Source organism: Pseudomonas sp. FGI182, assembly GCF_000511325.1.
Taxonomy (GTDB): Bacteria; Pseudomonadota; Gammaproteobacteria; order Pseudomonadales; family Pseudomonadaceae; genus Aquipseudomonas; species Aquipseudomonas putida_Z.
Map to the genome: position 1 here is coordinate 305,401 of NZ_CP007012.1, position 14,206 is coordinate 319,606.

Below are 14,206 nucleotides of genomic sequence, written 5' to 3' on the forward strand. Positions count from 1 at the left end.
TGCTAGCTTAGCTGCCAAGCACCCACTTTTTGTCTAGTCGCCGGATGAGTAGATTCAACGTCAGTGAATAGTAATACTTCGTCGCACTACTATGCTCTGCCAAATGGTACTGAATGAACCAATCCAAATGCTTCCTTCGCCAACACCAAGGTGTTTCCTGCTTCCAGCGATCTGCGATAGCTGCCTGAATAATTTTCGCCTGCCGCAAATGACGCTTTCGCGTTGCGTACGACCCTGTCAGCACCGCAGCCAAGAATAGCTCCATGTCGAATTGCTTCTTCATATACGCCCTCCAATGTACGCGGCGACCACGTCGATCCGACCGTGCCCCAGCTCGTAGCAGATTTGCCTCCGAGCCTCACAATCAAGGTCTCTGTCAACCTGGCAGCATTGGCCTCCGTTGATAGGCGCGCGGTGTTGAGTGATTTGCTCATAGCGCTCACATGCATACGCCGCACGGAGCTCATGGAAGCCTCTGAGGTTGTGTGCATGCAGGATGGCCCGCGCAGGTCGAATGATTTCTTGCAGAAGATTCAGGTAGCTTTCGTGTGGCGCAATCATGTTGCGGCTACCCGCAGGCGAAACCTGCTGTGCAAACCCAAGCGCCTCGCGAACATGGTCGTTCACCGCAATCCAACGGGGCGCCGAGGCCCCGGCGCGGCCGCCTTTGGTGCCTTCCTGAATGTTAATCCTGCCTAGCTCATTAGCCTCACGCCTGAGTCGTGGGAGATCCGCCAAGATGGCCTCACGCAAGCGCATGCCGGTGGCTCGCGCTAAAAGAACAGTCGCGGCGGCCCGTTGCTGATGATTGAGGCAAAGCGCATCGACGATCTGTTTAACCTGTTCGCGGTCTTGGCCTTGTGGGATCGACTGGCGAACCCCGCTGCGCTGCATGCCCAGTGCCTTGCTCGGGCTTGGCAATTTCACGCACTGATCACCGCGAAGCGCCGCCATGGTCCTGTTAACGCTGGATAGGCGGTTTTGTGCGGTGCTGACGGCGAGGTCGCCGCGCCTAACCACTTCGCGCAGATATGCTGCATAGTCCGCCAATACCTTCCGATCAATTTGCCGCGCATCATTGATACCAGGCCCCTGTTCAGATCGGCACCAATTCACGAATGCCAGCCACCGATCACAGTGCGCCTTGACCGTGCCGTAGTGACCGCCTCCGAACATGTCCTTCAGCGCCTGAGGTCCTGCGTAGCTCAACTGCCTGCCGTAGCCGAAATTGCGGCCATCCCGCCTACCTACCAATGCCATGTCGATCACCTCATTACCTGTTCTCCGATCCTCGCCCCACGTCATCCCGCCAAGAATGTTGAGTGTTATCAGGGATCAAGGCCCCTGCGACCTGTGGGGATGTCCTCTAACGCGGGACTGGCGGCTCTTTACGACCAAGAGCAAGGGCATCTCATGATCTGGCCTCCTGAACACCGTTACCGGTGGGCGGGTGGAGGCAGCACTGGCTGACGAGACCAGCGCCTGAAGATCCTGAGCCATGTGCAAGCAGCAATGCGATGACTGGGGCATACCTGACTGTCAGTCAGGTGCAGTCCATTCCTTGGTCTGCGGCACCATCATCTACAGCGCTGTTGCTGGTGACATCGGCGTTTGTCACGCCGATTGTCACGAGGGGGATTGCCGCAAAGCCATGTGCGATCAGGGCTGCAGCAGTGGTAGAAGTGCCCGTCTCTTTTCAGGAAAAGAGACGGGCACAGGTTGGCGCAGTATTCGGCCAAGCGGATAGGTTGCTGCAGGGCAGCGAGGTACGGAGCATCTGGCGCACGAGCGCTTTATGTGTAAGAGCATCCATCACATGGGTAGTGACCGGGCGAGCTGCCGGATGCGAATCGCCCTTGGGAAGAACCACCGCGGGAGCGGCGTGACCTTTAAGGTTCGGGTCACCTAGGGTGCTGTCATCGACAGCGCTTGCAACTCCCGGTCTACGCCTGTGGACAATGTTAGTCAAGCAAAGCGATTTCAAGGATTTAGCGCCTGTGGATAAAACTATCCCCCGGTGGACATCTGTGGTTTTCCACAGACGTACGCTGTGCCAGCGGTTTTTTTTCTTAGGTATGGTCCTTTCAAACGGGGCGGCTTTGCAGCCCCGTTTGAAAGGACCCGCGCGGAGGAGCTTCATGCGGTGCTGTGGGTAACTTCACAGCGAGTTGAGGTGGTGTGCGGCGGGTTACTCGGTCCTCTTGGCACCGCGAAGGCGCGTGACGTTCTCGCCCGTCTGCTTGGCAAACTCGTGCGGCGTCACATGGTCCTCGCGGTTCGCCTCCAGAAACCGGCTCCACCAGGTCATGATCATCCGGCGCTCTTCGAGGAACTCGGCCTTGTGGGTATAAGCGGCCCGTACGTTGTTGCGCTCTTTGTGACTCATCTGCCGCTCGATAGCCGTCTCCGACCACAGCCCGGACTCGACCAGCGCACTGCACGCCATGGCTCGGAACCCGTGGCCGCAGATATCCACCTTGGTGTCATAGCCCATCGTCCTTAGCGCGGCGTTCACCGTGTTCTCGGACATCGGCTTCCACGGTTTGGCATCCCCCGCGAACACCAGCTCGAACTTGCCGGTGATCGCGTGGATCTGCTCAAGCAAGGCCACTGCCTGCGGCGATAAGGGTACAACGTGGATATCCCCGGCCATTTTTGTACCCCTTGTGGAAAAGGGTACTCCGTCCAGCGCCGGGCGGGTGTCGGGGATCTCCCAGATGCCACGCTTGAGGTCAAACTCGTTCCAACGGGCGAAGCGCAGTTCACTGGAGCGCACGAACACGTGCAGCGATAGCATCACCGTGAGGCGCGTGAGCGGGCGACCTTTGTAGCCGTCGATACGCGCCTGTAGCTCAGGCAACCGCGATAAGGGTAGTGCGGGTCGATGTGTAACCCGTGGCGTTTTGATCGAGCCATCGAGGTCGTGAGCCGGGTTCGCCGTGATCAGTCGCAGCCGTTTGGCTTCGCGCATGATGCTTTGCAGGTAGTTCTTGATCCTGAGCGCCACGTCGATGGTGCCGCGCTTCGTCACGGCTTCCAGTGGCTGCATGAGGTCGTGGGTGTCGAGTTCAACGATTGCCCTGGCACCGAGCAAAGGGAATACGTGAGTCTTCAACCGGCTGAGCACAGTCTTGGCATGGCCTGGCGCCCACTTCGGCACCATCCCGGCATACCAATCGAGCGCAACGCTTTCGAAGGTGCGGCCATTGATCACGGCTTGCACCTTGGCCTGCTGCTTGGATTGTATAGGGTCAATGCCGTTGGCGAGCTGCTGTTTGAGCTCGAAGCGCTTGTGGCGAGCGTCAGCCAGCCCGACCACCGGGTAATTGCCGAGTGAGGTCAGGCCCTCGCGACCATCGGGCTTCACGTACCTGAGCCGCCAGCCTTTGCGACCGTTGGGCTTCACGAGCAGGTAAAGGCCATCGCCGTCAAAAAGCTTGTACTCACGTTCGCGAGCCTTTGCAGTGCGGCAGGCGTTGTCGGTAAGGGGAGCCGTTGTGCGAGCCATAAGGGTACTTTCCAATGTCGAATTGGTAGGTATCCTTAAAAGTACCCTTATTAGCGCTGGCTACCCTCGGAATCCGACGGAACGCCAAAACGAAAAAACCCGCCAGAAGGCGGGTTTTTCGGGGGTTCCAGAGATTTTGAAAGCTTTCTATGGAACCTTGAATGGTGCCGGCACCAGGAATCGAACCCGGGACCTACTGATTACAAGTCAGTTGCTCTACCATCTGAGCTATACCGGCAATGGGGCGTCATTATAACGATCGGTTGGCGCCTGTAAACCACTTCGTTGCGAATGTTCGCAAATGACCTAAGTCACCGACCTGAAAGAAGAATTTTCCTACCAGCCGCGATGGATAGTGGTGACGCTCGGCTCGGTTTTGCCCGGGTTGAAGAACAGCTTGTCGTTGTCGCAGCCGCGCTTGCGGCAGGGGCTTTCGGTGCGCAGGGGCAGGCCGTTGTCGCCGCCCAGCTGCATGCCGGGGTGGTTCCAGCCCAGGCTGCTGGTGGGGTGGGGAGCGGTGCCGCTGGCGCAGCCGGTCAGGGCCAGGGTGAGGGTCAGCAGGGCGAGGGGCTTGGCTTGGGTCACGATGGTCGGGTCCGTTAGTCCATTGTCGGTTCTGGCGCAACGCCAGAAGGTCGCGGGGCTGGCGGGCAGCGCGCGACGTCACTTTTTAATGATTTGGGGAGCGGATGATACACCGTTGCGGTGGTCGGGCATTAGCTTTGTGTTGCTTGTGATGGCCTATTCGCGGGCTTGCCCGCTCCCACAGGATCTCCACAAGCCTTGAAACTGTGTAGTACCTGTGGGAGCGGGCGCGCCCGCGAAAGGGCCATCAGCTGTACGAAGATTCTGAACTTTAGGGCTAACAACTTCAGGGTTTGGTGGCTTCGGAACTATCCTACGCGCGCCGCCGAAGTATCGCTGTTGTCGGGGAAATGGCTCACGGATACCGTTTTCGGGTCGCTCTGGCGACCGGGTGTGAGAACCCGATTTTGAACGTATCGGCTGCGTAATGGCGACCGTGCGCGGGCAGACCTTGGTCTGGCCGAGCTTCCTATGTTCACTCGGTTTCTCACCTCGTGCACGGTTGCCGCCTTTGTTCCGTGAGAAAGAATGAACACGGCAACTCCTTTGAACTAGGGAGTTTGAAAATTGAAAACGATTGATACTGAGCCCCGCAGCCCCAAGCCAATCACCACCGCAGGCGTGGAAACCTTCCTCGCAGCCGGTAACCCATCCCTCAATCTGCTACGCGTCGAGCCTGGCGTCCCCGTCGATGCTGCCTACGAACATGTCTCGATTCTGATGGGCTACATCAAGCATCTGGTGCGCGAGGGGGATATGGAGGATGACCATAAATTCCTGGGCGCCGCCGATTATCTGTGCGACATGGCCAAGGCGCTGATGAACGATATCGAGATTGCCAAGAATAAGGCGCATTGAAGGCTCACGCGGTCATTGTAGGAGCGGCCTTGTGTCGCGATGGGCCGCAAAGCGGCCCCCGTTTTTGGCGTATTTGCAGAGATCGCTGGGGCTGCGTTGCAGCCCTTTCGCGACACAAGGCCGCTCCTACAAGGGACCGCGTAAATCAGGCCATTCTGGGTAAGGCTTTAGACGCAGTCGCCAACCACAAGAAATGTTTATGCACAAGTGGCATCGGCGCCTTGCGCGAAAGGCATGCCGGATCGATACACCGCCGGTCTTTGCGCAAACGCCTGTTTTTACTGGCCTTGACGCGCAAGCTGGAATAAGCGAAACGCTTGAAATAGCGCTTGGATCCAACAGGTAATCACAAGCTTGTTCACAGAGTTATCCACAGGTTGTGCTGCGGCTAACGGTCGCGTTCGGCAAGAATTAGCAGGTTGCGCGGGGTGAGTGGGTAGTCGCAGAACAGGCCAAGGCGCACGTTGTAGCCTTGTTCTTCGAGGAACAGGGCGCGATCGAGTACCAGCCACAGCTCCAGCGGCCGGCGGAACAGGTTGCGCACGCGCTCCAGGTTGCGGACCTCGGCCAGGCGTTGCCAGCCTGCGGCTTCCAGGGCTGCCCAGTCCGGGTTGCCAGTCAGCTGCAATTGCTTGAGTTCGGCCAGGTCGCGGCAGTACTGCTCGAAGGGCTTCTCCAGCCAGGCCACGGGTAGCGACGGTGTTGGCAGGTACTCGTCGGTCTGGCGCTGCTGGCGTTGCAGCAGGTCGAAGCCCAGGCGCCGGGCCATCGAGGTGTCGCGCTGGCGTCGCACGCGGGCGCCGGCGGTAACGGTTTCGCTCAAGGGCAAGCCCAGGTCGTCCAGTGAAAGCCGCAGGCTGGAGGCTTGGGCGGCTGTGGATAACGCTTGGTACTGCTGCGCCGCGATGCGGTTGTAGCAGCAGGGGGCCACGGCCAGTTGCCGGCAACCTTGCTGGCTGGCCAGTTGCATCAGGCGCACATGCAGGTCGCCACAGGCGTGCAGGGCGACCACGCTTTTGTCGCCAGCCAGGTGGCGGGCGCTGTCGTTGGCCATCACATCCTGGTGCACATGCTGCGCCGGCAAGTGGTGGTGCGTGCTCAGGGCTTGGCCGGCAGCGACCAGTTCGGCGTCGTATTCCAGGCAGGTCAGGTGTTGGCCGGGTTGCAGCAGGCGGCGGCCCAGGTGGCCTTTGCCGGAGCACCAGTCCAGCCAGTGACGAGGCTGTTCGCGGAAGGCCAGGTGGCTGGCGAAGGCTTCGATCTGCTGCCATTTGCGGCCGGGGACGGCTACGTCGAGGCGGTGCGCGGCGGGGGGCAGGTCGGTTTCCGGGAGGTTGCCGAGTGCCGAAAGCTGTCGGGCTTGCTGGGCCAGTTGCGGGAACGGGGCGGGCAACGGGGCTGCGGTGGTGTCGGTTTCGGCGTCTGCCAGGGAGCATTGGCGCAGGTGGGCGGCAAGCTCGGGGTGGGCGGTTTCCCAGGCCAGCTGCAGGCTGGTGAAGGGGCGGGGTTTCCACAGCTGCTGGTGCTCGATCAGGAACTGGTCGAGGGCCTGGAAGCGGGTGCTTAGGTGGGGGCTGTGGAGGTGGTTGGGCATGGGATGTGTGTTGGTTTTCAGGGCCTCTTCGCGGGTGAACCCGCTCCCACAGGTATAGTGCACAGCTTGAGGGCTGCGGGACCCTGTGGGAGCGGGTTTACCCGCGAAGAAAGCTAAGTGATCTCAGCGGCCCTGGCACGCATCCACGCGCAACCAGCGCTCCAGCAGCTTGAAGCCCTGCACCAGCACGAACGAGATCACCAGGTAGAACACCCCGGCGGCAAAGAAGATCTCTACCGGCAGGTAGGTGCGGGCGATGATGGTACGGGCCATGCCGGTCAGTTCCAGCAGGGTCACGGTACTGGCCAGGGCGCTGGCCTTGAGCATCAGGATCACTTCGTTGCTGTACGCCGGCAGGCCGATGCGCGCGGCGCGTGGCAGCATGATGTAGAACAGTGTCTTGCCCCGCGACATGCCCAGCGCCCGCGCCGCCTCGATCTCCCCCTTGGGGATCGACTGCAGCGCGCCGCGCAGGATCTCGGCGATGTAGGCAGCAGTGTGCAGGGTCATGGTCAGCACGGTGCACCAGAACGGATCGCGCAGGTACGGCCACAGCGAACTCGAACGCACCGCGTCGAACTGCGCCAGGCCGTAGTAGACCAGGAACAGCTGCACCAGCAGCGGCGTGCCACGGAAGAAGAAGATGTAGCTGAACGGCACCGCGCGCACATACCAGTGGCGCGAGGAGCGGGCGATGCCCAGCGGGATGGCCAGGATCAATCCGGCAACCACTGCAATGGCTACCAGCTCCAGGGTCAGGGTCGCACCCTGGGCCAGGCGTGGCAGCCATTTGATGATGACTTCCCAATTCATTATTCGGCCCTCGCAAAGCCGCGAGCGGCGCGTTTTTCCATGAAGTGCATGCCGGTCATGGCAATGATGGTCAGGCTCAGGTAGATGCAGGCCGCAACCATGTAGAAGGTGAACGGCTCTTTGGTCACGGTCACGCCGATTTGTGCGTGGCGCATGATTTCTTCCAGGCCGATCACCGACACCAGGGCGGTGTCCTTCATCAGGATCATGAACAGGTTGCCAAGGCCGGGCAGGGCGATGCGCCACATCTGCGGCAGGATGATCCGCGACAGGATGCGGCCTTTGGACAGGCCAAGCGCCAGGCCGGCTTCACGGTGGCCCTTGGGGATCGCCAGGATGGCGCCACGGAACACTTCGGTGGCATAGGCGCCGAAGCACAGGCCCAGGGCGATCACGCCCGCCGCGAAGGCGCTGAGCTCCAGGCCCGGCATGTTCAGGGCTTCACCGAGGGCGTTCATCAAGCCGACGGTGCCGAAATAGATAAGCAGTACCCACAGCAGTTCGGGCACGCCGCGAACCAGGGTCGAATAGAAGCCACCAAGCCATTGCAGCGGCTTGATCGAGGAAGTCTTGGCCAGGGCGCCGAGCAGGCCCAGGACCAGGCCCAGCAGCAAGGCGCAAAGCGCCAGTTTTACGGTCATCAGGGTGCCGGCCATCATGGCCGGACCGAATCCGTGCAGGTCGATATTCATGGGCAGGTCATTCTAGGGACTGGCGCGCCGCAAGGGCGCGCCGGTCGGGGCGGATCATTCGATGCTGAACGGGAAGTACTTGTCGTTGATCTTCTTGTACGTGCCGTCGGCCTTGATTTCTGCCAGGGCCTTGTTCAGGTCGTCGCGCAGCTTGGTGTCACCCTTGCGCACGGCAATGCCGATCTTGTCGCTGTCCATCACCGGCTCGCCCTTGAACTCGAAGTTCGAGCCGTCTTTGCTCTTCAGCCACTCGTACTGCACGTACTTGTCGGCCAGGATGCCGTCGATGCGGCCGGAAACCAGGTCGAGGTAGGCGTTTTCCTGGGTGTCGTAGAGTTTGATCTCGACATCCGGGTAGTTGTCTTCAAGGTAGGTGCCAGCCAAGGTTGCGCGCTGGGTGCCAATGACCTTGCCCTTCAGCGAAGGTTTGTCAGTCTTGAAGTCGACGTTTTTCGGCGCGATGAACTGCAGCTTGTTGGAGTAGTACGGCTCGGTGAAGTCCACGGCCTGTTTGCGCTCGTCGGTGATCGACAGCGACGACACCAGGAAGTCGAACTTCTTGGCGTTCAGGGCCGGGATGATGCCGTCCCAGTCGGAGGTGACGACCGAACACTCGACTTTCATCTTGGCGCACAGGGCGTCGCCGATGTCTTTGTCGAAGCCGACCACGTTACCGCTGGCATCCTTGTTGTTGAACGGTGGGTAGGCGGCTTCGATACCCATGCGCAGTTTTTCTGCGGCCAGGGCGTTGGCCGACATCACCAGCGTGGCAGCAGCTGCCAGGAGGAACTTCTTGTAAGTGTGCATGTATTGCTCCGTTAGCGGTGGCTGGACATGAATTGCTTGCAACGCGCCGAGGTCGGGTTCTCGAAGACCTGCTGCGGCGATCCCTGCTCTTCGACCAGGCCCTGGTGCAGGAAGACGACTTCACTGGACACATGGCGGGCAAAGCTCATCTCGTGCGTCACCAGCAGCATGGTACGGCCTTCTTCGGCCAATGCGCGGATAACGTTTAGCACTTCCTGGACCATTTCCGGATCGAGCGCCGAAGTTGGCTCGTCGAACAGGATGACCTTGGGCTTCATGGCCAGGGTACGGGCAATGGCGGCGCGCTGTTGCTGGCCACCGGAAAGCTGGGCGGGATAGCTGTGACGCTTGTCGTAGATGCCCACCTTGTTCAGCAGGGCTTCGGCGGCTTCGATGGCCTCGGCCTTGCTCTGGCCGAGCACGCGGCGTGGCGCCTCGATGATGTTGTCGAGGATCGACATGTGCGGCCACAGGTTGAAGTTCTGGAAGACGAAACCGATCTCGCTGCGCAGGCGGTTGATCTGGCGGTTGTCGGCGGCGACCAGGTCGCCGTTCTTGGCGGCCTTGAGCTTGAGGGCTTCACCGGCAACCAGGATTTCGCCCTGGTGCGGGTTTTCGAGCAGGTTGATGCAGCGCAGCAGGGTGGACTTGCCGGAGCCGGACGACCCCAGGATGGAGATCACGTCACCGTCGCGTGCGGTCAGCGAAATGCCCTTGAGAATTTCCTGCTCGCCGTAGCGTTTGTGCAGATTGCGGATTTCCAGCGCGGGCGTGGCCTGAGCCATGTGCGGTCCTCATGTGTACGGGTGCGTTCCCAGCTGTTGGCGGCCTTCCTGGCGTGCGCCAAGCTAGCATAGCGGCATTATCACGGCCAACAGGGTCGCTGGGGACTCGGGGCGCTGGTGGGGCAGTTTGTCGCATCGTTGCAGCGCAACGTCGCGCGGATGTCCGCGAAGGTGTCGCCCAGCACCAGAGCCTTGATGAAAAAAGGCGCGATGGTGCCAGCTTTGGCCCGCTCATGGAAGCGGTTTTAGACCTTTCGCGGGCACACCCGCTCCCACAGGTTCTTTAAAAAGCTCAAATGGTTGCACCTGACCTGTGGGAGCGGGCATGCCCGCGAACGGGGGCGGTCAGGTCTTCAGGTTGTACCTCTAGGTTGCACTTTTTTGCATTGCAGCGGTGCACAGGTGTTACCGGGGAGCACCTTTGGTGCGTTTGTAAGTGGGTATTTCAGTAATCCGATGATTTGGCGGCCTTTCGGTCAGTCGTTGGCCGAAAGCCCTCCAAACCGCATGCTAAAAGGCCTGCCGACTTTTCTGACGAATGCATTCAGCACATGGCGCGCTTATTGCCAGTAGGAAACCGCCGATTGCAGCGACGCCCAGGTCAACCCCAGGCGCGCTCCGTAACCGCAGTCGGAGTGGTCCACTCCTTACAAAGGTAGTTTTAATGAGCGGTAACAATTCCAATGACCTCGCTCAGGGGCTCAAACAACGGCATGTGACCATGCTGTCCATCGCTGGCGTCATCGGTGCCGGCCTGTTCGTTGGCTCCGGCCACGCCATCGCTGCTGCCGGCCCAGCCGTGCTGCTGGCTTACGCTGCCGCCGGTACGCTGGTCGTGCTGGTGATGCGCATGTTGGGTGAAATGGCTGTCGCCTCGCCTGACACCGGTTCGTTCTCTACATATGCCGACCGCGCCATTGGGCGCTGGGCCGGTTTCACCATTGGCTGGCTGTACTGGTGGTTCTGGGTACTGGTAATTCCGCTGGAGGCCAACGCCGCCGCGGCCATCCTGCATGCCTGGTTCCCTGCGGTCGACCTGTGGGCGTTCTCCCTGGTCATCACCCTGGCGCTGACCCTGACCAACCTGTGCAGCGTGAAGAACTACGGCGAGTTCGAGTTCTGGTTCGCCCTGCTCAAGGTGCTGGCGATCATCGGCTTCATCGCTGTGGGTTGTGCTGCCATGTTCGGCTTTGTGCCGAGCAGCCAGGTAAGCGGTGCCAGCCACCTGTTCGACACCCAGGGCTTCATGCCTAACGGCCTGGGCGCGGTGCTGGCAGCCATGCTGACCACCATGTTCTCGTTCATGGGTACCGAAATCGTTACCATCGCCGCTGCCGAGTCGAAGGACCCGGGCAAGCAGATCAGCCGCGCCACCAACTCGGTGATCTGGCGTATCTGCCTGTTCTACCTGGTGTCGATCTTCCTGGTCGTGGCCCTGGTACCGTGGAACGACCCGGCCCTGGCCGAGACCGGTTCCTACCAGACCGTGCTGAGCCGCATCGGCGTGCCGAATGCCAAGCTGATCGTCGACATCGTCGTGCTGATCGCCGTGACCAGCTGCCTGAACTCGGCGCTGTACACCTCGTCGCGCATGCTGTTCTCGCTGAGCAAGCGTGGTGACGCCCCGGCCATTGCCCAGCGCACCACCAAGTCGGCTACCCCGCATGTGGCGGTTCTGCTGTCCACTGCAGCGGCGTTCCTCTGTGTGTTCGCCAACTTCGTGGCCCCGGCCCAGGTATTTGAGTTCCTGCTGGCCAGCTCTGGTGCCATTGCGCTGCTGGTTTACCTGGTGATTGCCGTGTCGCAGCTGCGCATGCGCGCCCAGCGTGAGGCCCGCGGCGAGAAGATCACTTTCAAGATGTGGCTGTTCCCGGGCCTGACCTGGGCGACCATTGCCTTCATCATTGCCATCCTGGTGGTAATGGCGCTGCGTGAGGACCACCGCGCCGAAATCATCGCGACCGCATTGCTGAGCATTGGTGTGGTGGCGGCTGGCTTGCTGGTGCACCGCAAGCGTGAAGCTGCCGGGCGGGTGGCGCTGGATAACTGATCCGCGCTGGCTGAAATGAAAAGGCCGCGTCCTGTGAAGGGCGCGGCCTTTTTTGTTGCCTGTTCCGGCCCTTTCGCGGGCTTGCCCGCTCCCACAGGGATATCACTGCAATTTGTGGGAGCGGGCTTACCCGCGAAGGGCCGGGGCAGGTCACATGGCCCTGTCAGCCAAACTGCTTCTGCTGCTGTTGCTGCTTGGCAACCAGCTCCGAAGCCGCCACATAGGCTGCCTGGAACTCATCGCTCTCCAGCCAGGCCATGGTGGCCTCTTCGTCGGCCCCGTCCAGCCATTTACGGTAGGCATTGAACACCAGCACGATGTAGTCGGTGGCGTGTTCTTCCTTGTGCCCCTTGAGCACCAGGGCCAGCAGCGGGTCTACCAGGAACACCGAAATCATCGGCACCAGGCCGCCTTCCTGGGCTTCCTTCATTTTCTTGAACAGCGGGTCGTAGCTGCCCGATTCCATGGCCTTGTTGTACACCTGCTCGATGCTGGCGCTGTCGCCTGCGTTGGCCTTGACTGCCTGGCCGCTGCGTACCATGCGGTTCTGCTTGGCCTTGCTGGCGGCGCGCTTGGCGCGTTTCTGTTGCTTGGTGGGGGTGGCCATGGGGAATCCTTGGGCGTGTCTGAAAAGTGCGCGTATTGAAGCGCAATTACCAGAGAAACCCAAGCTGTGCCCCTTTTCGGCATAGGCTGTCAGATGTACCAGGGATTCGTATCCCGATTATGGCGATTGCGCAACGTCAGTAGCTTCTCTCCTGCTGTCACTCACGCCAGGCGACAGCCAATTTCGATAATGGATCGGCGCTTTGAGCACGCGTAGGTCTGCGCAAAAGGAGAGAACAATGAAGCATTTCTATCTTGTCACCCTATACGGTTATACCAAAAAAGGTCGCCTTGTCTTTCCGAGCGGATTCGCCCCCTGCGATGGGCCGCGGATCACGAAGGAGGATCTCGGCGCAATTATGGCCGATCTTTATGAGAACGATAAACGTTTCAAGAGCGGCCTCGGTTTGCATAGTGTCTCCTACCTGGGCTACATGACCGAAGACGCCTTCGAACATCTTCGCTCCATGCCTGATGTGGGGGCAGACGAAGAAGCTGACGAGGACTAAGGTTCGATCCGCAGTCCTTCTTGGGTTGCGGATGGCTGGCGTTGGCGTGAACCTTCAGTCTATGGTTGCGCCAACCCATCTTCTTCGAACCCCCGCGAAGCCCGACCGACCAGCAACTCATCCGGCGCATGCGCCACACTGTGGTTCTTCCCCGGATAATCCAGCGAATGCAGAAAGTGCCGGATGCAATTGATCCGCGCACGCTTCTTGTCATCGGACTTGATCACGGTCCATGGCGCATCGGCAGTATCGGTATGGAAGAACATCGCCTCCTTGGCTGCCGTGTAGTCTTCCCACTTGTCCAGCGACTTGATGTCGATGGGTGACAGCTTCCAATGCTTTAGCGGGTCGTCCCGGCGCGAGATGAAGCGGCGCAGTTGCTCTTCGCGGTTCACCGAAAACCAGTACTTGAACAGCAGGATGCCGCTGTTGCACAACATCCGCTCCAGCTCCGGGGCCTGGCGCATGAATTCCAGGTATTGCAGCGGCGTGCAGAAGTCCATCACCTTTTCGACGCCGGCGCGGTTGTACCAGGATCGGTCGAAGAACACCATTTCCCCCGCAGTGGGCAGATGCTGGATGTAGCGCTGGAAGTACCACTGGCCTTTTTCCTGCTCGGAAGGCTTTTCCAGGGCAACGATGCGTGCACCACGAGGGTTGAGGTGCTCCATGAACCGCTTGATGGTGCCGCCCTTGCCTGCGGCATCGCGCCCTTCGAACAGGATCACCACGCGCTGGCCGGTTTCCTTCACCCAGCTTTGTACCTTCAGCAACTCGATCTGCAGTGCGTGCTTGGCCTTTTCGTAGTCCTGGCGGCGCAGGCGGGTGCGGTAGGGGTAGCTGGCCGGCAGGCGGGCCGAGGTGCTGTCTTCGTTGCTGCCCTTGGGGGCGGTGGCGACTTCCAGTGCAGCAGGTTGCTGGCTGATGCTGGTGATCGTCGGCTCCGGCTTGCGCTGGCGTGGGCGGCGCGTGCGGGCTGGGGTGATGGCGGGCTCGCTGGGGGCGGGGAGTAGGAGGGGGGATTCTTCGCTCATGGAGGTCCTTGCGGGTCGAGTCGGATGTCCGTCTTCGATTGTGAAGGTGAGCGAGTGATAGCTATTTGATGTCTATCAATGAGACGTGAGGGGATTTGAGGATTGAAGCTGTTGGATTATGAAAACTCACAGACAACAAAAAACCCGCACTAGGCGGGTTTCTTGTTGTCGCTTCGGGTAACTTTGCAACCACCAGAAGCTTGAAGGTGGTGCCCAGAGACGGAGTCGAACCGCCGACACGAGGATTTTCAATCCTCTGCTCTACCGACTGAGCTATCTGGGCGACGAGGTGAATTAAATAGACTTTCAGACCGCTCGTCAACGACTTTTTGAAAAAATTTTAAATTAATTCCGTCGCTTACGTT

The 14,206-nt window shown here is 60.2% G+C and carries 14 protein-coding genes and 2 tRNA genes; 3 read left to right on the forward strand and 13 right to left on the reverse strand.

The window, feature by feature from the left end; genetic code table 11:
* Nucleotides 1-7: 7 nt before the first annotated feature.
* The 5 genes from C163_RS01315 to C163_RS01335 form a co-directional block, all read right to left on the reverse strand.
* Nucleotides 8-283 (reverse strand): hypothetical protein, encoded by a 276-nt coding sequence (locus tag C163_RS01315; protein WP_025337357.1) that lies wholly within the window; start codon nucleotides 281-283, stop codon nucleotides 8-10.
* Nucleotides 280-1,260 carry an integrase domain-containing protein gene (locus tag C163_RS01320; RefSeq protein WP_025337358.1) on the reverse strand — a complete coding sequence of 327 codons (981 nt, stop codon included), beginning with the start codon at nucleotides 1,258-1,260 and terminating at the stop codon, nucleotides 280-282. The genes C163_RS01315 and C163_RS01320 overlap by 4 nt, the downstream gene beginning before the upstream one ends.
* A 928-nt stretch (nucleotides 1,261-2,188) precedes the next feature.
* Nucleotides 2,189-3,508, reverse strand: coding sequence for an integrase arm-type DNA-binding domain-containing protein (locus C163_RS01325; RefSeq protein WP_025337359.1), 1,320 nt, complete (start codon nucleotides 3,506-3,508; stop codon nucleotides 2,189-2,191).
* A 162-nt stretch (nucleotides 3,509-3,670) separates the two neighbouring features.
* Nucleotides 3,671-3,746: transfer RNA gene (locus tag C163_RS01330), tRNA-Thr, on the reverse strand.
* Between the two features lie 98 nt (nucleotides 3,747-3,844).
* Nucleotides 3,845-4,093: a hypothetical protein gene (locus C163_RS01335; RefSeq protein WP_025337360.1), complete on the reverse strand. Its 249-nt coding sequence runs from the start codon at nucleotides 4,091-4,093 to the stop codon at nucleotides 3,845-3,847.
* A gap of 567 nt (nucleotides 4,094-4,660) precedes the next feature.
* Here C163_RS01335 and C163_RS01340 point away from each other — a divergent pair.
* A complete protein-coding gene (locus C163_RS01340) occupies nucleotides 4,661-4,951 on the forward strand; it encodes a DUF3077 domain-containing protein (protein ID WP_025337361.1) in 291 nt (96 codons plus the stop codon).
* 388 nt (nucleotides 4,952-5,339) lie between these two features.
* Here the strand turns inward: C163_RS01340 and C163_RS01345 are convergent, their stop codons facing one another.
* From C163_RS01345 to C163_RS01365, 5 genes are all read right to left on the reverse strand, one after another.
* Entirely contained in the window at nucleotides 5,340-6,545 is a 1,206-nt protein-coding gene (locus C163_RS01345) for a methyltransferase (RefSeq protein WP_025337362.1), read from the reverse strand.
* Nucleotides 6,546-6,668: 123 nt separating this feature from the next.
* On the reverse strand, nucleotides 6,669-7,358 hold the full coding sequence (locus tag C163_RS01350; RefSeq protein WP_015268628.1) for an ABC transporter permease: 690 nt from the start codon (nucleotides 7,356-7,358) through the stop codon (nucleotides 6,669-6,671).
* Nucleotides 7,358-8,050: an ABC transporter permease gene (locus C163_RS01355; RefSeq protein WP_025337363.1), complete on the reverse strand. Its 693-nt coding sequence runs from the start codon at nucleotides 8,048-8,050 to the stop codon at nucleotides 7,358-7,360. Before C163_RS01355 ends, C163_RS01350 begins: the two co-directional genes overlap by 1 nt.
* Nucleotides 8,051-8,104: 54 nt before the next feature.
* Complete coding sequence (locus C163_RS01360) at nucleotides 8,105-8,857, reverse strand: ABC transporter substrate-binding protein (protein WP_013970486.1); 753 nt, start codon at nucleotides 8,855-8,857, stop codon at nucleotides 8,105-8,107.
* Nucleotides 8,858-8,868: 11 nt separating this feature from the next.
* Nucleotides 8,869-9,642: an ABC transporter ATP-binding protein gene (locus C163_RS01365; RefSeq protein WP_003257472.1), complete on the reverse strand. Its 774-nt coding sequence runs from the start codon at nucleotides 9,640-9,642 to the stop codon at nucleotides 8,869-8,871.
* 664 nt (nucleotides 9,643-10,306) lie between these two features.
* Between C163_RS01365 and gabP the strand changes: the two genes are divergently transcribed.
* Nucleotides 10,307-11,692, forward strand: a complete 1,386-nt coding sequence (gene gabP / locus C163_RS01370) for a GABA permease (protein WP_025337364.1) — start codon at nucleotides 10,307-10,309, stop codon at nucleotides 11,690-11,692.
* Nucleotides 11,693-11,855: 163 nt separating this feature from the next.
* Here the strand turns inward: gabP and C163_RS01375 are convergent, their stop codons facing one another.
* Nucleotides 11,856-12,299 carry a hypothetical protein gene (locus C163_RS01375; protein ID WP_025337365.1) on the reverse strand — a complete coding sequence of 148 codons (444 nt, stop codon included), beginning with the start codon at nucleotides 12,297-12,299 and terminating at the stop codon, nucleotides 11,856-11,858.
* A gap of 238 nt (nucleotides 12,300-12,537) precedes the next feature.
* Here C163_RS01375 and C163_RS01380 point away from each other — a divergent pair, with 238 nt between their 5' ends.
* Nucleotides 12,538-12,807, forward strand: coding sequence for a hypothetical protein (locus C163_RS01380; protein WP_025337366.1), 270 nt, complete (start codon nucleotides 12,538-12,540; stop codon nucleotides 12,805-12,807).
* Nucleotides 12,808-12,866: 59 nt separating this feature from the next.
* On the opposite strand, the gene ppk2 is transcribed toward C163_RS01380, so the two are convergent.
* On the reverse strand, nucleotides 12,867-13,841 hold the full coding sequence (gene ppk2 / locus C163_RS01385; RefSeq protein ID WP_025337367.1) for a polyphosphate kinase 2: 975 nt from the start codon (nucleotides 13,839-13,841) through the stop codon (nucleotides 12,867-12,869).
* 207 nt (nucleotides 13,842-14,048) lie between these two features.
* A tRNA-Phe gene (locus C163_RS01390) sits at nucleotides 14,049-14,124 on the reverse strand.
* Between the last annotated feature and the right edge of the window lie 82 nt (nucleotides 14,125-14,206).